Origin of the sequence: Methanothermobacter wolfeii (assembly GCF_025397995.1) — an archaeon.
Classification (GTDB): Archaea; Methanobacteriota; Methanobacteria; order Methanobacteriales; family Methanothermobacteraceae; genus Methanothermobacter; species Methanothermobacter wolfei.
The window spans coordinates 1,084,892-1,109,318 of sequence record NZ_CP104550.1; the positions used below are offsets into that span (position 1 = coordinate 1,084,892).

Here is a 24,427-nt window from a genome sequence, read left to right on the forward strand (position 1 = left end):
CGGCATCTATTTTATATTTAATGCCTAAGGAATGCCTTAAGGAGGGGAATGAAGGTTTAAAGCTCAGCTAACCTTAACCTGCAGCCAAGTGAGTTCATCTTCTCAATGAAGTCAGGGAATGATACGCTGAAAACATCACCATCCTTTATCCTTATACCCCTCCTGAGGCCTATGAGGGTGAATGCCATTGCAAGGCGGTGGTCTCCATGGGATTTAACTGTTTTTCCCGTGATATCACCCTGGATTATCATGCCGTCCTTAAGTTCTCTGACCTGGAGCCCGAGGGCTTTGAGTTCAGCCGCGCATGTCCCTATACGGTCCGTCTCCTTGTACCTTGCATGCTCAACACCCCTTATCTCAGTCCTGCCCTCTGCAATGGCGCCGAGGACCGCCACCGTGGGTAGGAGGTCAGGGGCGTTGTGGAGGTCTACGCTGACACCCTCAAGTTCACCTGTGGATGAAACCACAGCATGGTCATCTCCCCTCCTCACATCGGCACCCATATCCTCAAGGATGTCCAGTATCAGCATGTCTCCCTGTTTTGAATCCCTGAAGAGGTTCTGTATCCTTACTTCTCCTCCTGCAACGGCAGCCGCACCTGCAAGGTAGGATGCAGATGAGTAGTCACCCTCAACCGTGTAATCCACTGCCCTGTAGACCGATGGTTCCACGGTGAAGATGCCATCAGAGTAGCTTACAGGGACAGAGAACCTCCCCATAACATCCAATGTCATGTCAACGTAGGGCCTGGATATGAACTCCCCCTCAACAGAGAGTTCAACACCCCCTGATAGGGGTGCTGCAATCAGTATGGATGATATGAACTGTGAGCTCACACGGCCATCAATTGAGGTTTCACCGCCCCTGAAGCCTCCCCTGACTATTATAGGGGGGAGTCCGTTCATCCTTGAGGACACTGCAGTGACGCCCAGGGGGCGGAGGGCATCCAGTAATGGCTGCATGGGCCTCTTTCTCAGTGATTCATCCCCTGTGAAGACGGTGTAGTTCTCTGCAAGGCCTGCCACCGAGGTCATTATACGGAGGGTTGTCCCTGAGTTCCCCACATCAATCACATCCTCGGGGGTTTCAAGGGCGCCCCCGCTCCCATGAACCACCCATCCTTGGGCCTCCTCATGGATCCGGACACCGAAGGCCCTGCACGCCCTCAGGGATGAGAGGGTGTCCTCAGATACCAGGGGATCGGCTATCATGGACCGGCCCTCGGCAAGGGATGCTACTATAACAGCCCTGTGGGTGTAACTCTTTGATGGGGGTGCCTTAACAGTCCCTGAAAGACCCTCTGACCTTTCAACTATAAGATCCATCATCACACCTTTTATCTGACTATCTCTATGATGATCCCCTGTTGGTCCATGCTGAGGACATCCACCCTTTCCCCTCCGGTGCCTATAACCTCCTTCCTGAAGGCCACATGCTCCATGGTGACCCTGTTTCCATTAATATCAACTTCACCATTTCTCTTAAGTTCCTCATAGATCTCCTGGGTGTCTGCCCCGGTGAGGTAGGATATTATTGCAGGGGCCTCCGACCTGAACTCGGGTCCTATCCTATCCATTCGGGGTGTGAGTTCAACTGCCCTCTCAGTTATCTCAGGCCTTCCCTCTTCAAGTTTTATCTCGGCGATGTTCATTGTCCCTGCGATGTCCTCGAGGAAGGGTTCAAGCATCCCTGATACCCCATCATCCTCGGTGTAGATGGTGGCTGATTTCAGGGGACTGTTGAGGGGCATCTTGGATGATGATTTGAACCTCCTTATCTCACCTATAACCTCAACCGCCAGGTCGCCGCTGGCTTCAATTTCAGGGTCAACGAGTTCCTCCGCGTACTCGGGCCACTCTGAGAGGTGGATCGAACCCTCGTTGATATGCTGGTTGACCTCCTCTGTGAAGTGGGGTGTTACTGGTGCCAGGAGCTTCAGGCAGGTTTCAAGGACCGTCCTCAGGGTGTTCTGGGCCGCCCTCTTTGATTCAGGGTCGTCATCTGAGTAGAGTCTGTGCTTGACGGCCTCTATGTACTCATCACAGAAGTCATGCCAGATGAAGGACTGTATCCTGTTAACCGCCGGGGCGAAGTTGTAGTCTTCGAGGTAACCTGTAACATCCCCTACAAGGCCCATGAGTCTGGATAGTATCCACCTGTCAAGGGGGCCTGGCCTTGCATCATCCCTGTTTTCCCTGAGGTGTATGCTTATGAATCTGAAGGCGTTCCAGAACTTCCTCAGGAACTTGTAGCCGTATTTAACATCCTTCCATGCGAAGGGAACATCTGAGCCAGGGACGCTCCCTGCAGCCCAGAGGCGCAGTGCGTCTGCACCGTAATCCTCAAGGACCTCCTCGGGTGCTATCACGTTACCCCTTGATTTGCTCATCTTGTGGCCGTCCTCACCGAAGACCATACCGTTTATAACTATCTCACTGAAGGGCTTCTCACCTGTAAGTGCCATACATCTGAGTATGGTGTAGAATGCCCATGTCCTGATTATATCATGTCCCTGGGGTCTGAGGTCTGCCGGGAAGAGTTCCCTGAAGGATGGGTCGGGCCAGCCTGCCACTGCAAGGGGTGAGATGGAGCTGTCCATCCAGGTGTCAAGGACATCCTCCTCCCCCTCAAATTCTGTGGATCCGCATTCACAGACCATTTCAGGTTTTTCCCTTGTAGGGTCCACTGGCAGCATGTCCTCACTGGCAGCATGGACCCTTCCGCACCGGGTGCAGTACCATACTGGTATTGGTGTTGCGAAGATCCTCTGCCTTGAGATGCACCAGTCCCAGTCCATGGAACCAGTCCAGTTAAGGAGCCTTGTCTTCATGTGTTCAGGTATCCATTTCATCTCATCTGCAGCCTCTCTCACCAGTGGTATGAGTTTTTTGACTGCAACGAACCACTGCTTCTTGACAAGGATCTCTATGGGGGTCTTGCACCTCCAGCAGGTCCCCACATTCTGTTTCACGGGTTCCTTCTTCACAAGGAAGCCTTCCCTTTCAAGGTCCTCAACTATCTTCTCCTTACATTCGGCTATGGTTAAGCCCTGATATTTCCCTGCGGCTTCTGTCATGTAGCCCCTTTCATCTATGGCCTCTATAACATCGAGGCCGTGCCGGTTGACCCATGATACGTCCGTTTTATCCCCGAAGGTACATACCATGACAGCCCCTGTACCGAACTCGGGATCCACATCAGGGTCCTTTATGAGTTTAACCTTCTGTCCGAAGATGGGCACCTCTATGGATCTGCCCTCAAATCCTGTGAACCTCTCATCATCGGGGTGTACAACAACGGCCACGCATGCTGCCATGAGTTCTGGCCTTGTTGTTGCTATCATTATATCCTCATCTGCACCATCAACAGGGAACCTGACATAGTTGAGGTTTGTCTCGTTTTCTGTGTATTCAACCTCTGCAAAGGCTATTGCTGTTTCGCAGCGGGGGCACCAGTTAACAGGGTGGACGCCCTGGTATATGAGTCCCTCCCTGTACATCTTAAGGAATGATAGCTGGGTCTTCCTCATGTACTCGGGGGTCATGGTGATGAATTCACGGTTCCAGTCCTGGCTGAAGCCCATGCGCTGCATCTGCTCCTTCATCGTCGCTATGTTTTCCTGTGTGAGCTCAACGCAGAGCCTCCTGAACTCATCCCTGGGTATGTCGCTCTTCCTTATATTGTGGGTCTCCTCAACCTTAACCTCTGTGGGGAGGCCGTGACAGTCCCATCCCTGGGGGAAGAGGACATCAAAGCCCCGCATCCTCTTGAAACGTGCTATTATGTCCATGTAGACCCAGTTGAGGACGTGGCCCATGTGAATTGAACCCGTAGGGTACGGTGGTGGTGTGTCTATTATGTACCTCGGTTTTGTCCCTGACCCCACGAAACGGTAGATGTCATCTTCCTGCCATTTCCTCTGCCATTTAGCCTCGTTTTTATGGTCGTAATCCTTTGGAATCTGATTATCGGTCATTTTTATTCTCTCCCTGCTATGGAAGTGTGAATCCTGAAAGCATCATATGATAATAATTCGCTACCCAATCTTTATAAAGATGTTCGAATACTCTAAGTTGACAATATTCACTACCCAATCTTTATAAAGATGTTCGAATACTCTAAGTTTGTAGAAGAATTGAGTTAAAGAGTTCCTGGAAGGAAATGGTGAATACCAATGGAGTTAATATGGTTCTATATAGCCCTGTTCCTTGCAATAAGTGATGAGATACATACAAAGATACTCTGGAATGTGTTCTTTGACTTTTATATACTTTTAGCTGGAATCATCAAGGAGACGGTCTCATCAAACATACAGCTCTGGCTGGTCCATGAGGGCCTTGAGGCGCTCTTCCACTTCATCGTACTGTCACTTGTCTTTATATCGGTGGAGATAGGGTTCCTTGCGGCCCTGATTCACCTCGTCGTTGACCTTTACCATCAGGCCACCGGTGTTGATCATGGCTGGCTGTACCACAGGGCACTGCATTTCACCGTTGAATCCCTGTTCTTCATCATGATATTTTCAACACTCTGATTCCTTATTTTAGCTCATCTAACAGAAAAAAGAAGGTTCCAGGGATTATAATGTCTTCACTGCAAGGCTCACTGACCCCAGGAGTTTCATTGATGGTATCCGTGGGATTGCTGATGCACCTATAAATTTTCCAAGGAACACCACATTGTCGGGTCTTCCGCGGTACCTTCCGATGAGCCTTCCACCATCAAAGCCTGCATACACCTTCATGGAAGTTGAATTTTCGCCTGCATGGACCTCATATGTGAGTATGTTCCTCCTGTTAACACCCCAACTGTCAGTCCCAGCAGCATAAACGGCAGCCCTTGCCGGGTCAGTGCTCCAGCGTGAATAGTAACCCCTACGGTAGTATCCTGGACTGTTAGGGACACTTACAAATTCACCGGGTTTCATCCTGAAGGTTGAAAGTCTTGAGTAACCCCTCCTGTAGATCGCAACACTTGTCTGTCCGCCGGATCCCCTTATAACGAAGTGTCCCATGCCTGCCCTCCTTACAAGGCTGTGGGCCCTCCCCATATCACAGGAGGTCACCCTGCCCTTTGCCATCATTTCACCGCCAAGGCGTTCAAGGGCACGGTTTATCCATACTATATCCGGGCCTCCAGCCCCCATCATCCAGCCACCCTCGGCTATTACCGTGTGGAAGAAGTAACCGTTGGTTGTCTTGTATTCCCTGAGGATCTCCCTACCGTACCATACGTTCCTCTGGATGTTGAGTGTTGCTGCATAAGTCGAGTCCCTTCGGTATGCGAAGACCGCGCTGGTATCGTTAACATTCACGATGACGGAGCAGCAATCTGAAGAACCCCTGAATGAATCATGGCGAGCTGAACCCGTCTTCCACTGGTGCCAGCTGGAGTTGGAGGAGGTGGACCCTTCAAGAGCCGATGCACCCAAAAGTCCTCCATAGAATATGAGAATGAAAATTAGAAGAAAACAGAGTTTCATGAAAACACCCCCCCTTGTTTTCTTATTTATGGAGTTCCCCCTTTATATAGTTGAGAAGTTATATGTTAACTCCCTGCAGGCCCACAGGAAACCTGTACCTGGGTTGATACTGTAATAGGGAAACCATCAACAACAGCAGACACCTTGAATACAAAAATATCGGCAGAATAACAGCCGGGTTAATTATTTATTTGTATAGAAATGATAAGTTAATTTATCATACTTACCGGAGAGACCACCATGCCAGTTATAACATTTGATTATGAGGATCTGAAGGAACTGGGCATTGATATTGATAAAGAGAAACTCATAGAGGTCCTCCCTATGATGGGGAGTGACATTGAGGACTTTGATGATGAAGGTGTTAAGGTTGAGTTCTTCCCGAACAGACCGGACCTCCTCTCTGTTGAGGGTGTTGCAAGGAGCCTCAGGGGGTTCCTGGGTATTGAGAAGGGGATGCCTGAGTATGAGGTCAGGGACTCGGGCCTTGAGGTCACCGTGGATGAAACCGTCCTTGGGGTGAGGCCGTACATTGGAATGGCAGTCATTGACGGCGTTAGATTCAATGATAAAAAACTGAAACAGGTCATGGAGTTCCAGGAGGACCTCCACTGGGTTATAGGAAGGGACCGTAAGAAGGTCGCCATAGGCATCCATGACCTTGACGCTGTCAGGGGCCCCTTCACCTATCAGGGTGTGGAACCTGAGGCTGTCTCCTTCACGCCGCTGGACAGTGTATGTGAGATGACACCCAGGGAGATACTGGAGGAACACCCCAAGGGTGTTAAGTACGCGCACCTCCTTAGGGAACATGAAAGGTACCCCCTTATAACGGACTCCCGTGGCAATGTCCTTTCCATACCCCCCATAATCAACGGTGAACTCACCAAGCTCACCGAGAAAACGGAAAGGATACTGGTGGATGTTACGGGTACTGATGAAAGGGCTGTGCAGCAGACCCTCAACATCATATGCACCTCCTTTGCAGAGGCAGGGGGGAGCATAAAATCTGTCACCATAAAACGCCCCGACGGTGAATTCAGGGCCCCTGACCTTTCACCAAAAAATATGACCGTCTCGGTGGAAAGGGCCAGCAGGCTCACAGGCCTTGAACTGGACCCTGAAACCGTCAGGGAACTCCTGATGAAGGCCCGTATGGATGCAGAGATTGTCTCTGAGGATGAGGTACTTGCATCCATCCCCGCCTACAGGGTTGAAGTCCTCCATGAAGTGGACCTTGTTGAGAACATTGCAGTACAGTACTGTATCGGGAGGATTGAACCTGAACTGCCAGAGATCGCCACCATTGCAGAGGAGGATAGCTGGAACCGGGCCGATGAATTCATAAGGGAGGTTATGATAGGCCTGGGATTCCAGGAGGTCATGAGCCTCATGCTCACAAATGAGGAGAACCACTACAGTAAGATGAGGCTTGAGGTGGATGAAAGGGTTGAGGTGGCCCAGCCAATATCACAGGACAGGACCATGCTCAGGAAGAGTCTTCTGAATGGTCTGCTGGAGTTCTTTGAGGATAACAAGCATGAGGATCTCCCCCAGAGGATATTTGAGGTGGGTGATGTTGTCTACCCTGACCCTGAGATGGAGACCGGGACTAGGGTTGTGAAGAAGCTTGCATGTGCGGTAACCCATTCCAGTGCAGGTTTCACCGAGATGAAATCAATTGCAGCCGCTGTGGTTGAAAACCTTGGATATGAGTTCAGGATAGAGGCCATGGATCATCCATCCTTCATAGGGGGCCGGTGCGCCTCCATTGAATCCAGGGGTGAATCATCATCAATAACAGGATTCTTCGGTGAAATACACCCCGAGGTCCTTGAAGGCTTCGGCCTCGAGTACCCTGTCATCGCCCTTGAAATAGAGTTCAGGGAAAACTGAACATTAATTTTTATTATGGAAAATGGGGGTGATTGCAGCGTTCCGGGGGCTGCAACCTGCAGGGTCCCTATGAACCATGATTGGCTGGATAACATCCTCCCTGCAGTACCATGGGTTGGTCAGAGCATCCCATGAAATCCGATTACCCTGCTGAAAGCGCCCTTAGGGGTATCAAGGCATAATCCCTGATAAAAACCTTATTCCATTGGTTTACCTGCAACCGAGACCCTGATCTTCCGGTTCCGGGGTCCGTCAAATTCAGCGAAGAATATGCTCTGCCATGTGCCAAGATCCAGTGATCCATTGATAACAGGTACTGTCTGGCTTCCTCCAAGGAGCACCGCCCTCAGATGAGAATCTGCATTGTTATCAATGATGTTATGTCCATAGGATGAATCCTCCGGGACAAGTGTTTTGAGTATGGACTCAACATCACCGGTAAGCCGTGTCTCATTCTCATTTATGAATATGGCTGATGTTGAATGCCTTGAGAACACATTCAATATTCCGTTTCCTATTCCGGATGACTTAAGAACCTCAGAGACCCTTGATGTTACGTCAATGAGTTCAAGCCTCTTTGATGTCCTTAAGGGAATTTCCTCTGTATAGAATTCCATTAAAGCACCTCCAACCATATTTTAGCTGTAGAATCTAATAATATTTATCATCCCTGCCGCAGTTCTACCGTTTTGTCGCTGAACACTGAGGAAGTAAAAAATCTAATAATATTTATCATCCCTGCCGCCCCGGGCACTGAAAGACTCCTATCCAATACAGGTGCATAAACAACTGTAAAGGGTGCTGAGTGCTCCTATTTAAGTATCCCTGAGAACCTTCCTGTGAGCCTGTAGAGTAAGCTCTTATCCTGATAGAATGCTGCATGGGGACAGACCTCCATACAGCATAGGCAGTTGATGCATTCACCGTAATCAAACTCTGGGATTATCACCCCAGGACTTAATGCATCCACCGGACAGCTCTCAACACACAGGTTACAGTTTCTGCATTTATCAGGGTCTATGGCTGGTCTTGACCACCATAACCTCATAAGGGCCCTTGCAAGTCCCGAGGGAAGGAGGTCAAGTGTGTAGTAAATGTTTGATGGCCATCTGAAATCTTCAATCCTTTCTGGTTCATGACCAAGGACCTCCACGTCATCAGGGTCCCTGTGATGACCCATCCTCCTGGCCGCTGCATTAACAGGTATCCTTTCAGGATCCATCCCCAGTATCCATGGTATGTAGACATCAAGGGCCATGGCATCCTCTGATCCGAGTATAAGGCCTATATCCCTGGGTGTTCCGCCTGATGGCCCGTTACCCTCCATGCCTGTTATCCCATCAACGAGGGTGATGGACGGTGCCGTGATCCTGTAGATCTCAAGGAGCCTCTCAGCGAAATCAGAGGGCCTTGGGTGTTCCCTGTGGTATTCCGCCTTTCTGAATCCAGGGACGGCGCCGTACATGTTCTTAACCGCACATGTGAAGATGGTCATGCTGTGGGTCTTTATCTTGGGGAGGTTCACCACCACATCACTGTCAATGACGGGCCTTGATACCGGGTAGCCCTGGATGATGTATGAACCTGAAGCCTCGAAGTTCACAAGTTCAATATCAAGCCGCCCTGCAACATCCAGCATTCCGGTGGCCCTCCAGAACCTCTCTATGTTCCTGAAGGATCCTCCTGGACTGTCACCAATTCTGACCTCTGCACCGGTATCAATGAAGACCCTGGCCGTGGCCTCAACGACTGCTGGGTGTGTTGTAACATGCCTCTCAGGCGTTGCCGCCATCAGCATGTTTGGTTTGAGCAGTACCCTGTCCCCCCTTGATGCAAACCTTCCTGCTCCGCCCAGGAGTTGGAGGCATTCCCTGATTGCCGTCTCCACCTCATCAGGGTCATAGGAGGTGCACCGGGATATGGAGATGGGCTTCATCCCTTTCAAGGCCCCTGAAAAATAAAAAATGATTATAGGGTTTTATAACCCGAAGGATTTCATTAGGAGTTCTTCATTAACGAATCCTGCCCTGAAGACTTCCCCTGTCCTGAGATCGTTTATAACAACCTCTGCGGGTGCGAACATGCCCTTGTCGATCTTGTAGAAGTCGTAGTCTGCTTCCTTGAAGACATCGTAGAATGGTTTACCATAGCCCTCTGATGCTGATGATGGGAGGTTCTCTGCAAGGGACTTTATGTCGTCTCCTTCCCCTGATTCAACATAGTAGTAGGTTCTTCCACCGAAAAGGACGGCGTCATTGGTTTTACCCATTGCCCTGAGGCTGTCAGGGTCTACCGGTGCTATTGGAGCTATACCTGCAGCGTATTTGACCTTGTTAACATCGAAGTGGAGGGCTTCAAGCATCTTGTAGGTACCGTTCTCAACCACACGGCCTGATATCTGTATGGAGCCAACAAGGGATGATGTTGGTGCAACCAGTACGTAGACGTTCTCTGCTGAGACATCACATTCCTCTGCAATCATGTCGGTAACATCCTCTCCTGGTAGCTTGTCTGCCTCCAGTGTGAGTATGGCTGTGTCTGCTTCATCCCTGTATCCTATCTCCTCATAGGTCTCTGATGGTTTGAGTGCCAGTGCCCTTGCTGGTCCTGATCCGAGGGCGAAGAAGTCCCCTACGCTCACTGACCATCCTGCCTTCTGGGCACCCAGGGTTGATACTGCAGGGAAGTCTGTTTTAACCTTGACTGATGGGAGGGCGAACTTCTCCGAGAGGTCGCCTGGAATTGATATGCCCACGTCTGCAAGGCCTCCGAGACATACCGCTGTGTACAGTTCACCTGCCTTTATGCTTCCATCAACGTTAACCCCGCAGTCAATGACCGTGGAACCGTTCTCAAGGGTGTCCACATTTATTTTAAGGTCATCTGCACCTGCTATCATTCTGTCAACGATCTTCTTTGCCTCCATGTTCACACTTACCATTAAATCACCTCTTCTGCTTCTTTGAAGTTAACCTCATATATATGAGCGCTAATTGAATGTATTGTTATGGGGCCGACCCCGGCACCGACCCCGGATGCAACGTAATCTGCAAGGTATGCCAGTCCAACTGCGTTGGGGAACCATGCACCGTAGATGTCATGGCTTCGCCAGAGGGCCGTGGTATGGAGCTTACCATCCCTTAACTTGAAGTCAACGAGGATCATGCAGGGGACCTCATCGGATCCCGTGTCCTTTACAGGGTCCCATGTTACCATGGTGGCCCTCCTTGACTCTCCACAGTTTTTAAGCCTCTTTATTGCCTCGTCAACCTGGTCCACTCCGAAGTAGGATCTGAGGCGGTTGCCATAGGTGTATATGAATCCCTTCCTTTCAGGTGACAGGAACTGCTGGGAGTACTTCTCGAGCTTTTCACCGCTCCAGAAGTAACCCTCAGGGACCCTTATATTTGCAGGTGAACCTGCAGGGATGTGGTAGAAGTCCCCGGATTTGCCGAGGGGTTTTCTTATGGTTACAACCGTATTCATGAGTTCCCTTGTAAGGGATCCTCTCTCATCCCTTATCTCCCTTCCCTCATCCATTATCATCCTTACCAGTTTCTTCCATCCATCTGCAATCTCATCAACCGTTATCTCATAGGCCATCTGGAACCCACCTCACATGGAAGCCGCCTTCACCATGTTTCTAAGTTTGTTGAGTGCCGCGTCCCTTGAGAGTTTTCTCATCCCGCAGTCAGGATCCACATGGAGGTTCTCCTCTCCAGCTATATCGGCACCCCTCCTTATAATGTTCCTTATCTCATCCACCGGTTCAATCCTCTCTGTCCTTGTATCAACACATCCAAGGCCAAGTTTTTTATCACCCCTCCATTTATCGGCCAGGACTTCAATGTTGGATGGGTTTCCTGCGAATTCAAGGTCTATAAGATCCACCCTGAATCTCAGAAGATCCCCAAGGACTCCCCTTACATCTCCGCAGACGTGGAGGGCTACTTCAACCTCCAGGGAGTCTGCTATGTGGTTAACGGCCCTCCTGGCGGTTTTCATATCAACCATCCCTGTTGATAGGAAGGGTTCATCTATCTGTATCATGCATGCGCCTGCGGCTTCAAGGCTCATGGCCTCATACCTGAGGGCCTCCGCCATGTCCATTACTGCCCTTTCTCTTCCATGAGTGTCGTAGAATCCCTCTATCCTTGATGCATGGACCATGGTTGATGGGCCTGTCACTATACCCTTAACACCACCTGATTCATCCCTTCTAAGTTTTCTTAAGATTTTTGATGCGTATATGAGGTCATCGGCACCTATGGGGTGTGATGGTGGTGTTATCCTTGAGAATATGACCGGGACTCCGTCCTCTATCATCATGCCCCCTATTTCCCTTGCGAAGTATCCGACCATATCCCCGCGTACCTGTCCATCAGAGATTATATCGATGCCAGCCCTGACCTGGTCCTCAACTGCGGTCCTCACCGCGGGCCTGAAGGGGTCATAGGACCCTGTTATGTTTCTTATCTTCTCCATCAGGGTCCGCGGTCCCCTGGGAACCGCAGGGTAACTTCCAACGACCGTTGTGATCAGTTTATCCTCCAACCCCATGATACTCCACTCCCACGCCACCGGAAACTGCCCTCACCTTTTATTCCTTCTCTCCCATCTGGAGTATCTTCCTGATTTCATCCTCATCCACGGGTACCTCGATAACCGCGGTTCCATAGCATGGCTTGGTGTATGGCATCATCACCGTTGACCTTCCAGTGTCTATGCCTATGGGGACCGGGGGTATGCCTATTATCCTTGCGCCGAGGATCTTTTCACCGGGTTTTATGTGTATAACTGTCTTCGCCTTCTCCTCGATGAGTCTTGCGCATTCCCTGAATCCAGCCCTTGAGAGGTGTATCTCGTAGTCCTCGGACTGCTGCAGGTAGGTCTCTATGCAGAATGACATCAGAGTTCCTCCATGAATCTGTCTATCCTAACCCTGAGGGGAGCCGGGTTGTGGTGCGCCCTTGCGGCTATCACCTCTGCATCCGAGCCATCCATTATCTCATCCACAAGTTCCTCAAGGACCCCTGCATCCCTTTCAAATACAACTGCCAGGGTCCGTGTGTTCAGTATGCCTGCGAAGGTTATGAGGTATGCTGCCGCAGCATCATTGGGCACGAATCCCACAAGGAATTCGTAGTCACCCTCAGATAATCCCTCGAGGCAGGATTCAAGGTCCTTGAGTTCCCCAGTGTATATCCCCTCTGGGTCAGCCACCTGGATTAGCCTTATCGCCGCGGGGTTGGCTGTGAGTGTAACACTGAACCCCTTCTCCCTGAGTCTGTGTGATGTGTAAAGTGCCAGGGGGATCTGGACAGGTGACTCAGGACATCCAAGTAAGATTAAAGTTTTTTTCATCTATAAGCTCCCTATTTATTTTATTCTTTCAGTCCAAAGGAATTTGCAAATATGAGTGAACTCAGGAATATGAATGTCAGGAGGGCTGTTCCATTTATGGTCCTGTTTATTATGAAGAGTCCTATTATGGCCTGGGATATGAAGGCTGCAAGGGCCCCTGTGAGGAGAGCCTCCCTGCCAAGGTAACTTCTAACACCCTTCTCCCTCTTCTCACGGTACATGCTGAGCACCCTGAGGCCCAGGATAATGATGCCCATGCACCAGATTAAAAGGAAGAAGAGGGTAACATAACCGAAGTCGTATGCCCATCCAAATATGCCCGGGACCATGTAATCTATTACATCCTTCTTGTTAACCAGTATGCCGTAGAAGACCGGGAAGGGAAGGCCGAAAAAGAGTATGAGCTGGAGTGGAAGTGAGATGTAACCATCGGCAAATCCCCTGGATAGTTCACCCCAGTAGGATGACATGGGATTATGGCCCAGTAGTGTGGTGTTCTTAATCACCATCTTGATGCTGGGTACTGAGAAATTCTCAAGCCTCTCAAGGCGGAGGAGTGGGCTTAGAACAGGCATCCCAAGGATCCTTGAAAGCAGTTCAAGGCCCCCGAACCCTGCAACTGCCACCAGTGCAAAGGCAGCCACCCTCTTTAATGTTATGATTGACCTGCTCCTCATGGACTTTGAGATGAGGAAAAGCCCCACCATGAGACCCAGGAGCCACAGAAGGAGGAATGACCTGTGCATGAGGCCCCCGAATACCGTTATGCCCAGCATAAGTATGTATACAAAGCCACGGAGTCCACCGGTATCCACCCCCACATCCTCCATTATTGCAAGGGCTGAAAGTGATGATACTGCTGCAAGGAGGGCTATGGGTCCGAAGGGATGGGTGAACTCGCTCTGGCCGAAGGACATGAAGAGTGCCACAACATCCAGTCCAAATATTACGTTGAATCCTATCCCCAGTACGATGCAGATGAAGAGTACAAGGCTCAGGGAAATCGGGGCGAGGTTAAGCAGGAATATCATTGCAGCGTAGAGTATGATGCCGACCTCGACTATCAACTGAAGATGATTCTGCGGTATAAGGGCCAATTTAATCCTCCGGATAATTGTTTTCTGATCTACATCATATATTGATGACCACAATAAAAAGTTTTTTCCGGGATCATATAAACCTCCTGAAAAGGACCATGTCTTCTCCAGGACCGTTATAATCAGCTATAGCCCTAACAGGGCCTGATTCAACCATCCTGCCTGATTCAACATGTTCAAAGCCATTCCTGAGGTAAAATCTTATTGCTCTCTGGTTTACGGGTTTTGTTATCAGGAGGACCTTCCCGGCGCCCCTGGATTTGACCGTGTCAATGAAGGTCTGGAGGAGTTCATCTGCAAGTCCGGTTCCCCTGTGGGATGGTGCGGTGCAGAGTAGGTGGATGTAGGCTTCAGAAGGGTCAGACTGTGATATGAAACCCAGGATGAACCCTGCAGCACCATCATCCTCGGCTATGAAGGATGTTTCACTGAAGAACCTTGTGAATATATGGTAAATTGAGTTCCTCTCCGTCACCATGGGGGGACATTTCTCTGCAAGTTCGGCTATGGCCAGGAAGTCATCCTCCCTGACATTTCTTATTATCAATTCATACACCCCACAAACTCTCCATCATAACCTGTCCGATTATCAGAACTCATCATCCATGCATCCATATCATATTAAGCACAGGCCTGTAATGCCACCATGAAGCATTAAGTTTAAATATGAAAAGACTTAATGTATACTTTGTTAGGGCTGGTAGCTCAGGTTGGTAGAGCGTCGCCTTGGCATGGCGGAGGCCCCGGGTTCAAATCCCGGCCAGTCCATTCCATTTCTAGTTCTAAGATTTAAGCTGTTAATAAGGACAATATTTCGTATCAGTTGCTTTCAGAGTCCCTATACACAGCATCTACTCGTTATTAGCCGCGGCATAGACACTTTCAACTATTATCCTGAAGAGGTCGTCTGTTTTAATCTCCTTTGCCTTCTTCTCGGATACAAGGAGCCGCAGTGCAGTGTTAACAATCTCATCAACATCGGTTGATCTCACCATCAAACCGTTCTCGATGTAAAATTTATCCACCGAGAGGGGCTTTCCAGGGTAACATGATATCACAGGTGTCCCCAGGAGTGCTGCTTCACGGTTCATGGTCCCCCCGGCACCGATTACAAGGTCGCACCTCTTCATGAGGCTGAATGTATCAACCGGGGGCCTGATTATTGTCACGTTGTCATATCCTCTGAATATATCCGCCTGCTCCTTAAACCTGGGGATTATGAGTATGTTGGCATAGTCCTTGAGTATCTCAACTATTGGGGTGAGTACCGATTCATGGCAGTCGGCATCAAGGTATGATGCAAGGGAGGGCTCCGGCCTCATCAGTATGGTCTTCTCCCTTTCAAGTTTAAGTCCAAGGTCCTCAAAGATGTTCTCATTGTATTCAAAGTTCTGGAAGTGTATGATCTCTGATGTGCCCCGGTACCTGGTTATCACGTTGGGATCCCCGCCGGTCTTCATTATATCCCAGAGGTCTATGACCTCGGGCATGATGATGTGATCGCAGAGGGGAAGGGTGAGCCTGTTTGCTGCCAGGGCATGTTCATTATCCAGCACATATACGCTGGGGATTCCCAGACCGAAGGTGACCCTTGGCAGTTCGATTGAATGCTTTGACAGACCGACATCCGGTTTTTCCTCGGAGATGAACTTTGAAAGCTCATAAGCCCTCCTTGTACTCTCAATGAGTTTCTCATCAAGGGTAACCCCGTGTTTACCTATGGATGTGAATTCAAATCCAAAGAGGTCCATGAGCCTGTGTATATCCCCGAACTTCCGTGCGGTGATGATCACATCCTCTCCCTCATCCTGGAAGTGGGTGATCACATCCCTGAAGAACCTTACATGGGGGGCGTTTGTGATATCAATCCATATCTTCAATCGAACCACCGGCCTGAAAAGAATGAATTAATTGGACATTGCCTCTTCAATTGATTCAATAACATCCTGAAGTCCTTCACCTGTCTTAAGGCTTGTTTTAACTACCCTGACATCAGGATTAAGTTTTTTAACATCATCCACCATCTTATCGATGTCAGCCCCCACGGCATCTGCAAGGTCCGCCTTGTTTATAACTACAAGGTCAGCCTCCCTGAATATGAGGGGGTGCTTCTCAACGGTGTCATCACCCTCGGTTGAACTCACAACAACAATCCTCATATGGGATCCAAGGTCGAAGTCAACGGGACATATGAGGTTTCCCACGTTCTCTATGAAGAGGATGTCCACCTCCTCAAGGGGGATGTCATCAAGTCCGTGTTCAACGAGGTGTGCGTCCAGGTGGCACTCCTTCCCTGTGTTAAGCCCCACCACCGGGACTCCGTACTTCTCGAATCTTCCTGCGTCGAATTTGCTTATAACGTCCCCTGCTATAACAGCAACCCTCCGGTCCATGTTCTCAATTAACTTCTCGATGAGTGTTGTTTTCCCGGACCCTATGGCCCCGAGAAAGTCGACCGCGAATACATCTGCCCTGTCAAGGCGTCTCTGGTTTTTCTTTGCGAGTTTTCTGTTTGCAAGGAGAATATCATTCTGAATCTCAACCTCTGCTATCTTGTGCATTGAATTCCTCCTAATCCCTCTTTTCTATCTTTATATTTTTAACGTTACACTCCCTTCCAGCCCTAACATGGAATTCATGGCCTCCGCAGCTGGGACAGCTCACCACAGGGGCCAGATGGTTAAGTTCATCGGTATCCACAGCACCCTCATATCCGCAGGTGCATTCGATCTCAACCGGAACGACCTCTATGTTGAACCGGGCCCCCTCAAGGATGGTGTCCTCACTGAGGACATCCAGCATGAATTTTATCTGTTCCGGGTTCAGAAGAGTCATCTGGCCGATTTCAACGGTAACCTCAAGGACCTCCACGGCATCATTCTTTTCGGCTGCATCGATAACTGTCCTTACAATTGCATCGGCCATTGATAGTTCATGCAAGCACTTCACCTCTTGGACGGGAATATCTGACAAAATTTTATAATTAGAATTAATAAAAGTATGTATATAAAAATTGTCAATGATTACAAGGTGGTTTTTTATGATAATAGGTTGTTCAGCATCGCAGAAACTCGCTGCTAAGGTTGCAGATTTACTTGATGATCATCTATGTCCGGTTGAGACCCGTAAATTCCCTGATGGTGAACGTTACATCAGGGTGAAGGGGGATGTCCAGGGTGAGGTCACGGTTATACAGTCAACAGGGCACCCCCATGATGAGAACCTCATGGAACTCCTGTTCATGATAAAGAACCTCAGGGACCTTGGAGCTGAGCGTGTACGTGCAGTGATACCCTACTTTGGTTACGGGAGGCAGGAGCGGCGCTTCAAGAGCGGGGAGGCGGTTTCTGCAAGGATTGTTGCAGAGCTGATCGAAGCTGCCGGTGCAGATGAACTCGTTACCGTTAACCTCCATGAGAACTGCCTCAGTGAATTCTTCAGCATCCCTGTAAGGGAACTCTCTGCAATGCCCCTCATCGCAGACCACATTTCGGGTCTTCTGGATGACCCTGTTGTGATAGCCCCTGACAGGGGCGCCCTTGGACATGCAAGGGAGGTGAGCGGTATACTTGGCTGTGAATGCGACTATATGGAGAAGGTGCGGCTCTCACCCGAGGTCGTTGAGACCCGTGTGAAGGACCTTGATGTTGCAGGTATGGACGCTGTGGTGGTGGATGATATCATAAGTACAGGTGGCACCATAGTGAACGCTGCCGGTATACTGAGGGAAAACCAGGCATCAAGCATAACCGTCTGCTGCGTCCACCCGGTCCTTGTCGAGGATGCCCTCATAAAGATATTCTCCGCAGGGGTGGACGATGTTATTGCAACGGACACACTGACGTCTGAGGTCAGCGACATCTCTGTGGCTCCACTGATTGCAGGGGCCCTGAAATAAATTAATTTTAATGGCATAGCCTAAGAATAGCAAAATTCACCACTTAATCCAGAAAAAATAATTTATCAGGGACAGATATCCCTGAATTCAGTGCATGGCGGGCTTCTTAATTATTGAGGGCACCATGTCACTTATCTTCTGCATTCTTTCAAGGAGGCTCTCCTTGCCCTTGCCTATGAGGGCGTGTTCAAGGACGTCCCCGAGGGTTTCAACAGGGACTACTTCAATCTTATCCTCATACTTCTTCTCTATCATAACATCCCCCATGTTGGATGCCGGTATGAGGACCTTCTTTATGCCTGCCTCTGCAGCCGCCTCGATCTTACCTGTAACTCCACCAACAGGGAGCACATCCCCCCTTATGCTCAGTGACCCTGTAAGTGCCACCGACTGGTCCACTGGTATCTCCTCAAGGGCGGATATGACTGCGGTTGCAACCGAGACACTTGCACTGTCACCCTCCACACCGTCATAGGCCTGGAGGAACTGTATGTGTATATCGTAGTTGGATATGTCTGTGCCCGTGTATTTCTTTATGAGTGCGCTGACATTCTGCACGGCCTCCCTTGCAATCTCACCGAGTTTCCCTGTGGCTATGATCCTCCCCTCTTCCTTGCTCTGGGCCGGGGCTGCCTCGGCCGCTATTGGAAGTATGATTCCGCTGCGGTCACCGATTATTGCAAGGCCGTTAACCCTGCCGACCTCGCCGCCCTCTGATTTGAAGACGCTGTATTTTTTCTTCTGTACAATGTACCTGTCGGCAATCTGCTGTTCAAGGGTCCTTGAAAGCTTCTTGGCCTCCACCACATCCTCTGGTTCAACGATTTCGGCTCCCCTGCTCTTTGCAATGTCACCAGCTGCCCTCACAAGGCCGCCGAGTTCACGGAGTTTGAGTGTGAGGGAGTCCTTCTTACCGGCCCTCCTCTGGGCTTCCCTTATTATCTCCTTTATGGCTTCCCTGCTGAAGTGGGGTATTCTTCCGTCCTTTTCAACTTCCTGTGCAACGAACTGGACGAGCTTATCCCTGTTTTCAGGTGTGTCGGGCATTGAATCCTTCATGAAAACCTCGTATCCATATCCCCTTATCCTGGATCTGAGGGCGGGGTGCATCCCCTCAAGTACCTGGAGGTTCCCTGAGGCCACCAGGACGAAGTCGCAGGGTACTGCCTGCGAACGGACCATTGCACCGCTGCTTGTTTCACTCTGACCCGTGATGGAGTATTTCTTCTCCTGCATGGCTGTGAGGAGCTCCTGCTGGGTCTTCATCTTCATTGTGCCTATCTCATCAATGTAGAGAACACCCTTGTTGGCCCTGTGTATCATCCCTGCCTCCACACGTTCATGGGCCGGTGTCCCAAGGCCGCCTGACTGGTAGGGGTCGTGTCTCACGTCCCCCAGGAGGGCGCCGGCATGGGCACCGGTTGCATCCACGAAGGGTGCTACCTGACGGCCCTCATTGTTCACCAGGAGTTTCGGGACCATCACGGTTTTCCTTGGCCTGAACTGCTGCATTGCAAGGAAGACTATGCCTGCCGCTATGATGGCTGCAAGGAACTGCTGAACCATGAAGCCAAGGACAAGGATGAAGGATATTATGAGCATCATGAAGAGATTCTTCTTCTCATCCTGTGCCCTTGCCTTGTTCTTATGGTTCATTACGATTTTCCTCCCCTCACCTGCAGGGACGGTTCCTATGAGGGGGTTGTTAGGGTCCTCTATGTTAGGGTATACGAGTATGTCCTGGAGCCTTTCACGTGGCAGCAGCTCGGCCATTGCCTTTGCAAGCATGGATTTACCCACACCAGGCTCACCTATTAAAAGTACGTTACGTCTCTGTTCAGCAGCCTTTTTTATGGTCTCGACTGCCTCTTCCTGACCTATAATCTGATTTATAAGCCTTTCAGGGACATTTATATCCTTTGATGTTTCATATGAAAGGGATGCCTGTGACTCTTCTTTTTTACTGTCACTGCTTTCATATGAAACCTTTTCCTCAACTCTGGAGTTTTTAATGGTGGTTTTCATTTCTATTCAAATGCCTCCATTAAGTGAAGTGGTTAAAATAAAGTCACGATGTATAATAGTCACCTTCTTCTACTTAAAATATTTTACTTACAAATTTTTATTTTAATATATGGGGTTTCCACTTATAAAGGTATCCATCACCGTCCTGATTACGCTCCCTGAATTAGAACCAGATAGGCGGGAAACATTTCAAGGACCCTGCTGGATCCGGATAGGGGAATATCAGCGGTTAATCTCAGATATCAGGGCAAGGGCGTTCTGTATGAACTTTTCAACTATCTTCCTGTACTTCTCCTCACTTGCCCTGAGGGCCTCCTCGGTCCTCTTAATCTCTGTTATATCCCTTGCAATGGTGGAAACGCCAATTATGTTACCCTCAAAATCCCTGAGGGGTGACATGGAAATTGAGACCCAGATCGTCTCACCATCACTCCTTATACGTTTTGCTTCGAAGTTTGAAACCACTCCGCCAGATTTCACCTCCTCAATGAGGCACCTGAGCCTTTCAAACTCCTCATCATCCATGAGGATGGAGACATTTTTTCCCTTAATCTCATCTGCACCGTAACCGTATATCTCTTCAGCACCCCTGTTCCAGTCCATTATCCTGCCATCAAGGTCATAGCTGACAATCGCATCCCCTGCAGATTCAACAATGGATGCCATCCTTTCAAGTTCCCTCTGAAACTTCATCCTCTCTGTAACATCCCTGAATATTGCCCTGCTGTACTCCACGGTCCCGTTACTCATCTTAACATTGACGTTACCCTCAACGAATACCTTCTCGCCATCAGCTGTTATGAAGGCCGTCTCAATGATTGGGATGTTCTCGCCTGACATGACCCTCCTGAAGAGTTCACGGCACTCATCCACCTTATCAGGGTGTATCACATCAAAGATTGTCAGGTTCTCAAGTTCACCTTCAGTGTAGCCGAGGGTCTTCTTCCATGCCCTGTTAACGTATAAAAATTTTCCATCAGGGGTAACGGCCTGTATCATGTCATTGGCATTCTCAAAGAGGTCCCTGAACTGTTCCTCCCTTTCAAGGACCTCAAGTTCCATCTTTTTTCTTTCTGAGATGTCCCTTATGATTGAAGTTAGAAAGAGTCTCCCCTGACTTCTTGAGGGGTTGAGGCTCATCTCAACAGGGAACTCTGTCCCGTCCGCCCTTAATGAGACGGTTTCAAAGACCTTGCCTGCCAGTTCATGTTCGCCCCGGGCCCTGTAGTCCCTCATCTTCTGGTGGAGGTCATCCCTGAGGCCCTCAGGGACTATGACATCAATTTTTTACCCATGAGGGTTTCATAGCCTAACATTCTATCTGCAGATGGATTTGAGAAGATAATAACCCCGTCCTCGTTGACCGTGATTATCCCGTCGGGGCTGTTCATTATAACGGTCTTAAAGATTGATAGTAACTCATCGGATGATAGAACTTCAGCAGAATCATTGGACATCTCATAAACCTCCATCCATATCCTGTTAATAATTATTGTGTTAGTTAGTATTTAAGATTGATGTCAGACACTGAAGTTTTATATCAGGAACCCACAAATTCAGACTAGTAATCATCTAGTAGTGTATCTGTTGCTGTTGATTTAAGGAATGCGACAGAACCACCAGATTAAATAACCCCCTACCAAGTGGTGTATCCATGAGTTCAAGGTGTATAATGGTTCAGGGCACATCATCCAGTGCAGGTAAAAGCGTCCTTGTCGCCGCCCTCTGCCGCATATTCTCAAGGAGAGGGTATCGTGTAGCCCCCTTCAAATCCCAGAACATGTCACTCAATTCATTCACAACCTCCGAGAACCGGGAGATAGCAATAGCCCAGGTCCTTCAGGCTGAAGCAGCTGGCATAGAGCCATCACATCACATGAACCCGGTGCTCCTCAAGCCCAAGGAGGACTTCACATCCCAGGTCATAGTTCATGGGAGGCCGGTAGGGAACATGAACTTCAATGAATACCAGGTGGACTTCAGGGGAACAGCCCTTGAAGCCATAAAGGAGTCCCTTGAATACCTGAAGTCCAGGTATGACCTCATTGTAATTGAGGGTGCGGGTTCTCCTGCAGAGATAAACATGAGGGACAGGGACCTTGCCAACATGGAGATAGCCCACCTTGCAGATGCAGATGTCATCCTTGTTGCGGATATAGACCGTGGAGGTGTCTTCGCATCCATTGCAGGAACATTCATGCTCCTTGATGAACGTGACAGGTCAAGGATAAAGGGTGTTGTTATAAACAAATTCAGGGGCAACCTGGACATCCTCATGCCCGGTATTGAAAGGATAGAGGAGATTACAGGTGTCCCTGTCCTAGGTGTCCTGCCCTACGATGAGGCCCTCAGACTCCCTGAGGAGGATTCAGCATCCCTGGCAGACAGGAAATATCGCGGGAAGGGAAAAATAAAGGTTGGTGTCATCAGGCTCCCCCGGATATCGAACTTCACGGACATCGACCCCCTTGAATATGAAGAGGATGTCTCAGTGAAACTCATCGAGGCCGGTGACAGCCTCCACAACCTGGATGCCATCATAATCCCCGGGACCCGGAACACCATAAAAGACCTCATCCACCTCCATGAGACGGGCCTTGCCCATGAAATCATGGAACTGAGCCAGGATATACCGGTATTCGGTATATGTGGCGGGTTTCAGATGCTCGGCAGACGAGTGGTTGATGATGGTGGCCATGAATCAGCCCATGGAACCGTGGAGGGACTTGGCCTCCTTGACTGTGAAACCGTCTTTACAGGGGATGGTAAGATAATCTCACAGAGCCACGGTGAAATCATTGGGGGAGGCCTCTTCCATGGTCTGGGGGGTGAAACCGTTGAGGGCTATGAGCTTCATGAGGGCACCACAGTTCTGGGTGACGTGAAACCCCTTATAAGGGTGGAGAAGGGTTCAGGGAACCTGCGTGACGGCGGCTTTGATGGTGCCGTTGATGGAAATGTTGCGGGAACCTACTTCCATGGCATATTCCATAACTTCAGGTTCAGGAGGTACTTCACAAACATCCTCAGGGAGCAGAGGGGCCTGGAACCCCTTGACTATGACAGGGATGATTTCAGGGACTCCCGGAGGTTCTCCCTTGACAGACTGGCTGAGATAGTGGAGAACAACATGGACCTCTCACCCGTTGAGGAGCTCCTTAAAAATTAATTAACGGCTGAAAATGAATAAATCAGGCAGGGATCCAATTTCATCCCAGGAATGGAGTTGCAAGTGTCGTTATGACAAGCACCGTAAGTATGACGCCTACAATTATTAGGGGTATCCCTGCCCTTGGAATGTCCCTCAGCTTAACGTATCCTGTACCGTATGCCATTGCAACTGTTGGATCCGCCATCGGGAGCATGAATGAGAGTGAACATGCTATTGCAACCGGAACGGCGTATATTCCTGCTGGCTGTCCCTGTGCAGCTGCAAGGGTCACGGAAAGGGGTACGAGTATGGCTGAGAGTGCTATGTTTGACATCACCTGGGTTATGAGTACCGCCACGGTCATCAGCAGCAGCATGACCAGGAGGACTGGTGGACTGGAGCCCAGCATCCTTACAATGTCATTGATAAGCCATGCGGCAGCCCCTGTCTTTAGAAGGGCGCTTCCCAGGGAGAGGGCGCCGCCAAAGAATATTATGAGGCCCCAGTCAATGTTCTTCTGGGCATCCTTCCAGGTTATCACACCGGATGATATGAACATGACCGCGGCGATGAGTGAAACAGAGTAGCTGTTAATCCCTGTCCAGGATGCCGTAACCCAGAGGAATATTGCGAAAAGCAGGATGGCTGCACTGAGTTTTTCCTGTCTGCCCATTGCTCCAAGTCCCTGAACCCTGTCGCCGATGAGTTCCTGGATGTTCTCAATGGCCTTTACTTCTGCGGGGAATATTCTCATCAGTAGGAACCATATAACGGCCAGCATGACCAGGGACAGTGGTAACCCGAAGATCATCCAGTTAAGGAAGGGTATTCCTGTGTATGCGGCTGCCATGAGGTTGGGTGCTGTTCCTATCTCTGTCCCGAAGCCCCCTGCAAGGGATCCGAAGGATGCTCCGAGTATCATGGCCTTTGCATAGTTACTCCTTCCATGCTGGGGATCCCTGCACCCCATGAGGTCAACTATCTCCTTTATGATGGGCAGCAGCATTGCAAAGGCAACAACGTTTTCAATCCATGCAGAGAGGATACCGGTTGAGAATATGCTTACCATGAGGCCCCTCTCAGGGGAGGCTCCAAGTCTCCCCAGGAGGTAATATGTGAAGCGCTGGGCAAGACCGCTCTTTCTTATGGCCTCAGCCATTATGAATCCGCCTATCATCAGGAAGATTATGGGGTTCGCAAAGCCTATAACCGCATTTTCAAAGCTCTCAACACCCATAAGTGGCTGAGCAAAGAGTATTATCAGTGAGGTTACAGGGAGTGGCAGGGCCTCGGTTGCCCACATTGAAACCGCAAAAACAAGAAGCGATAAAGCCGCATGTCCTGAGGCCTTCAGACCAGGCATGGGTATTATATAAACTGCAAGTGCAATTAGAATGCTGAGGATAAATCCTTTCTTTGTATCCGTGCTATTACCTCCCTTAACAGTATTTTTCATCTCAAAAAAAACATTAATCCCAGTTTTTGAGAAACTTCTATATACACGTTTCAATACT

Annotated in this window: 23 protein-coding genes and 1 tRNA gene; 5 read left to right on the top strand and 19 right to left on the bottom strand. The window is 49.5% G+C overall.

Annotated features, from left to right (window positions below; translation table 11 throughout):
• Positions 1 to 56: 56 nt before the first annotated feature.
• Complete coding sequence (gene aroA / locus N5910_RS05865; RefSeq protein ID WP_261599413.1) at positions 57 to 1,325, bottom strand: 3-phosphoshikimate 1-carboxyvinyltransferase; 1,269 nt, start codon at positions 1,323 to 1,325, stop codon at positions 57 to 59.
• Positions 1,326 to 1,336: 11 nt separating this feature from the next.
• Positions 1,337 to 3,976, bottom strand: coding sequence for a valine--tRNA ligase (locus N5910_RS05870; protein WP_074359107.1), 2,640 nt, complete (start codon positions 3,974 to 3,976; stop codon positions 1,337 to 1,339).
• A 198-nt stretch (positions 3,977 to 4,174) separates the two neighbouring features.
• On the opposite strand from N5910_RS05870, the gene N5910_RS05875 reads away from it, so the two are divergent.
• Positions 4,175 to 4,534: a hypothetical protein gene (locus N5910_RS05875; RefSeq protein WP_074359108.1), complete on the top strand. Its 360-nt coding sequence runs from the start codon at positions 4,175 to 4,177 to the stop codon at positions 4,532 to 4,534.
• Between the two features lie 45 nt (positions 4,535 to 4,579).
• On the opposite strand, the gene N5910_RS05880 is transcribed toward N5910_RS05875, so the two are convergent.
• The gene (locus tag N5910_RS05880; RefSeq protein ID WP_074359109.1) at positions 4,580 to 5,482 is read right to left on the bottom strand and encodes a hypothetical protein; all 903 of its coding nucleotides are present in this window, start codon (positions 5,480 to 5,482) and stop codon (positions 4,580 to 4,582) included.
• A 240-nt stretch (positions 5,483 to 5,722) separates the two neighbouring features.
• Here N5910_RS05880 and pheT point away from each other — a divergent pair, with 240 nt between their 5' ends.
• Positions 5,723 to 7,378, top strand: coding sequence for a phenylalanine--tRNA ligase subunit beta (pheT, locus tag N5910_RS05885; RefSeq protein ID WP_074359110.1), 1,656 nt, complete (start codon positions 5,723 to 5,725; stop codon positions 7,376 to 7,378).
• Between the two features lie 197 nt (positions 7,379 to 7,575).
• On the opposite strand, the gene N5910_RS05890 is transcribed toward pheT, so the two are convergent.
• The 9 genes from N5910_RS05890 to N5910_RS05930 all read right to left on the bottom strand — a co-directional run bounded on the left by N5910_RS05890 (position 7,576) and on the right by N5910_RS05930 (position 14,395).
• Positions 7,576 to 7,995 carry a secondary thiamine-phosphate synthase enzyme YjbQ gene (locus tag N5910_RS05890; RefSeq protein ID WP_074359111.1) on the bottom strand — a complete coding sequence of 140 codons (420 nt, stop codon included), beginning with the start codon at positions 7,993 to 7,995 and terminating at the stop codon, positions 7,576 to 7,578.
• A 194-nt stretch (positions 7,996 to 8,189) separates the two neighbouring features.
• Positions 8,190 to 9,314 carry a DUF362 domain-containing protein gene (locus tag N5910_RS05895; RefSeq protein ID WP_191216595.1) on the bottom strand — a complete coding sequence of 375 codons (1,125 nt, stop codon included), beginning with the start codon at positions 9,312 to 9,314 and terminating at the stop codon, positions 8,190 to 8,192.
• A 42-nt stretch (positions 9,315 to 9,356) separates the two neighbouring features.
• On the bottom strand, positions 9,357 to 10,319 hold the full coding sequence (mch, locus tag N5910_RS05900; protein WP_074359113.1) for a methenyltetrahydromethanopterin cyclohydrolase: 963 nt from the start codon (positions 10,317 to 10,319) through the stop codon (positions 9,357 to 9,359).
• Positions 10,319 to 10,981 carry a thymidylate synthase gene (locus tag N5910_RS05905; protein WP_074359114.1) on the bottom strand — a complete coding sequence of 221 codons (663 nt, stop codon included), beginning with the start codon at positions 10,979 to 10,981 and terminating at the stop codon, positions 10,319 to 10,321. Before N5910_RS05905 ends, mch begins: the two co-directional genes overlap by 1 nt.
• A 12-nt stretch (positions 10,982 to 10,993) precedes the next feature.
• Positions 10,994 to 11,938, bottom strand: a complete 945-nt coding sequence (locus tag N5910_RS05910) for a methionine synthase (protein ID WP_238337852.1) — start codon at positions 11,936 to 11,938, stop codon at positions 10,994 to 10,996.
• A 40-nt stretch (positions 11,939 to 11,978) separates the two neighbouring features.
• Entirely contained in the window at positions 11,979 to 12,287 is a 309-nt protein-coding gene (locus N5910_RS05915) for a DUF1894 domain-containing protein (protein WP_074359115.1), read from the bottom strand.
• Positions 12,287 to 12,742, bottom strand: a complete 456-nt coding sequence (locus tag N5910_RS05920) for a DUF1890 domain-containing protein (RefSeq protein WP_074359116.1) — start codon at positions 12,740 to 12,742, stop codon at positions 12,287 to 12,289. Before N5910_RS05920 ends, N5910_RS05915 begins: the two co-directional genes overlap by 1 nt.
• A gap of 20 nt (positions 12,743 to 12,762) precedes the next feature.
• The gene (locus tag N5910_RS05925; RefSeq protein WP_074359117.1) at positions 12,763 to 13,839 is read right to left on the bottom strand and encodes a hypothetical protein; all 1,077 of its coding nucleotides are present in this window, start codon (positions 13,837 to 13,839) and stop codon (positions 12,763 to 12,765) included.
• A gap of 73 nt (positions 13,840 to 13,912) precedes the next feature.
• Positions 13,913 to 14,395, bottom strand: a complete 483-nt coding sequence (locus N5910_RS05930; protein ID WP_238337853.1) for a GNAT family N-acetyltransferase — start codon at positions 14,393 to 14,395, stop codon at positions 13,913 to 13,915.
• A 138-nt stretch (positions 14,396 to 14,533) separates the two neighbouring features.
• On the opposite strand from N5910_RS05930, the gene N5910_RS05935 reads away from it, so the two are divergent.
• Positions 14,534 to 14,607 (top strand) — tRNA-Ala (locus N5910_RS05935).
• An 83-nt stretch (positions 14,608 to 14,690) separates the two neighbouring features.
• Here the strand turns inward: N5910_RS05935 and N5910_RS05940 are convergent.
• Genes N5910_RS05940 through hypA form a run of 3 tightly spaced genes read right to left on the bottom strand, consistent with a single transcriptional unit; the run spans position 14,691 to position 16,779 of the window.
• Positions 14,691 to 15,728 (bottom strand): DUF354 domain-containing protein, encoded by a 1,038-nt coding sequence (locus N5910_RS05940; protein ID WP_261599414.1) that lies wholly within the window; start codon positions 15,726 to 15,728, stop codon positions 14,691 to 14,693.
• Positions 15,729 to 15,746: 18 nt separating this feature from the next.
• Complete coding sequence (hypB, locus tag N5910_RS05945) at positions 15,747 to 16,400, bottom strand: hydrogenase nickel incorporation protein HypB (RefSeq protein WP_074359120.1); 654 nt, start codon at positions 16,398 to 16,400, stop codon at positions 15,747 to 15,749.
• A 10-nt stretch (positions 16,401 to 16,410) separates the two neighbouring features.
• Entirely contained in the window at positions 16,411 to 16,779 is a 369-nt protein-coding gene (gene hypA / locus N5910_RS05950; protein ID WP_074359121.1) for a hydrogenase maturation nickel metallochaperone HypA, read from the bottom strand.
• Between the two features lie 100 nt (positions 16,780 to 16,879).
• On the opposite strand from hypA, the gene N5910_RS05955 reads away from it, so the two are divergent.
• Positions 16,880 to 17,737 (top strand): ribose-phosphate diphosphokinase, encoded by an 858-nt coding sequence (locus N5910_RS05955; RefSeq protein WP_261599415.1) that lies wholly within the window; start codon positions 16,880 to 16,882, stop codon positions 17,735 to 17,737.
• Between the two features lie 87 nt (positions 17,738 to 17,824).
• Here the strand turns inward: N5910_RS05955 and lonB are convergent, their stop codons facing one another.
• From lonB to N5910_RS05970, 3 genes are all read right to left on the bottom strand, one after another.
• Positions 17,825 to 19,762 (bottom strand): ATP-dependent protease LonB, encoded by a 1,938-nt coding sequence (lonB, locus tag N5910_RS05960; RefSeq protein WP_074359123.1) that lies wholly within the window; start codon positions 19,760 to 19,762, stop codon positions 17,825 to 17,827.
• Positions 19,763 to 19,984: 222 nt separating this feature from the next.
• A complete protein-coding gene (locus N5910_RS05965) occupies positions 19,985 to 20,998 on the bottom strand; it encodes a PAS domain S-box protein (RefSeq protein ID WP_261599416.1) in 1,014 nt (337 codons plus the stop codon).
• 35 nt (positions 20,999 to 21,033) lie between these two features.
• Positions 21,034 to 21,234: a PAS domain-containing protein gene (locus tag N5910_RS05970; protein ID WP_261599417.1), complete on the bottom strand. Its 201-nt coding sequence runs from the start codon at positions 21,232 to 21,234 to the stop codon at positions 21,034 to 21,036.
• Positions 21,235 to 21,416: 182 nt separating this feature from the next.
• Between N5910_RS05970 and cobQ the strand changes: the two genes are divergently transcribed.
• A complete protein-coding gene (cobQ, locus tag N5910_RS05975; protein ID WP_074359124.1) occupies positions 21,417 to 22,931 on the top strand; it encodes a cobyric acid synthase CobQ in 1,515 nt (504 codons plus the stop codon).
• A gap of 40 nt (positions 22,932 to 22,971) precedes the next feature.
• Here cobQ and N5910_RS05980 read toward each other — a convergent pair whose 3' ends face one another.
• The gene (locus N5910_RS05980; RefSeq protein WP_191216038.1) at positions 22,972 to 24,369 is read right to left on the bottom strand and encodes a DASS family sodium-coupled anion symporter; all 1,398 of its coding nucleotides are present in this window, start codon (positions 24,367 to 24,369) and stop codon (positions 22,972 to 22,974) included.
• Positions 24,370 to 24,427 lie beyond the last annotated feature (58 nt).

Bases quoted from the DNA above. Each gene is read 5' to 3' on its own strand.
- aroA (WP_261599413.1), bottom strand. From the start codon at position 1,325: ATGGATCTTATAGTTGAAAGGTCAGAGGGTCTTTCAGGGACTGTTAAG.
- N5910_RS05870 (WP_074359107.1), bottom strand. From the start codon at position 3,976: ATGACCGATAATCAGATTCCAAAGGATTACGACCATAAAAACGAGGCT.
- N5910_RS05875 (WP_074359108.1), top strand. From the start codon at position 4,175: ATGGAGTTAATATGGTTCTATATAGCCCTGTTCCTTGCAATAAGTGAT.
- N5910_RS05880 (WP_074359109.1), bottom strand. From the start codon at position 5,482: ATGAAACTCTGTTTTCTTCTAATTTTCATTCTCATATTCTATGGAGGA.
- pheT (WP_074359110.1), top strand. From the start codon at position 5,723: ATGCCAGTTATAACATTTGATTATGAGGATCTGAAGGAACTGGGCATT.
- N5910_RS05890 (WP_074359111.1), bottom strand. From the start codon at position 7,995: ATGGAATTCTATACAGAGGAAATTCCCTTAAGGACATCAAAGAGGCTT.
- N5910_RS05895 (WP_191216595.1), bottom strand. From the start codon at position 9,314: ATGAAGCCCATCTCCATATCCCGGTGCACCTCCTATGACCCTGATGAG.
- mch (WP_074359113.1), bottom strand. From the start codon at position 10,319: ATGGTAAGTGTGAACATGGAGGCAAAGAAGATCGTTGACAGAATGATA.
- N5910_RS05905 (WP_074359114.1), bottom strand. From the start codon at position 10,981: ATGGCCTATGAGATAACGGTTGATGAGATTGCAGATGGATGGAAGAAA.
- N5910_RS05910 (WP_238337852.1), bottom strand. From the start codon at position 11,938: ATGGGGTTGGAGGATAAACTGATCACAACGGTCGTTGGAAGTTACCCT.
- N5910_RS05915 (WP_074359115.1), bottom strand. From the start codon at position 12,287: ATGTCATTCTGCATAGAGACCTACCTGCAGCAGTCCGAGGACTACGAG.
- N5910_RS05920 (WP_074359116.1), bottom strand. From the start codon at position 12,742: ATGAAAAAAACTTTAATCTTACTTGGATGTCCTGAGTCACCTGTCCAG.
- hypB (WP_074359120.1), bottom strand. From the start codon at position 16,400: ATGCACAAGATAGCAGAGGTTGAGATTCAGAATGATATTCTCCTTGCA.
- N5910_RS05955 (WP_261599415.1), top strand. From the start codon at position 16,880: ATGATAATAGGTTGTTCAGCATCGCAGAAACTCGCTGCTAAGGTTGCA.
- lonB (WP_074359123.1), bottom strand. From the start codon at position 19,762: ATGAAAACCACCATTAAAAACTCCAGAGTTGAGGAAAAGGTTTCATAT.
- N5910_RS05965 (WP_261599416.1), bottom strand. From the start codon at position 20,998: ATGAGGGACTACAGGGCCCGGGGCGAACATGAACTGGCAGGCAAGGTC.
- N5910_RS05970 (WP_261599417.1), bottom strand. From the start codon at position 21,234: ATGGAGGTTTATGAGATGTCCAATGATTCTGCTGAAGTTCTATCATCC.
- cobQ (WP_074359124.1), top strand. From the start codon at position 21,417: ATGAGTTCAAGGTGTATAATGGTTCAGGGCACATCATCCAGTGCAGGT.
- N5910_RS05980 (WP_191216038.1), bottom strand. From the start codon at position 24,369: ATGAAAAATACTGTTAAGGGAGGTAATAGCACGGATACAAAGAAAGGA.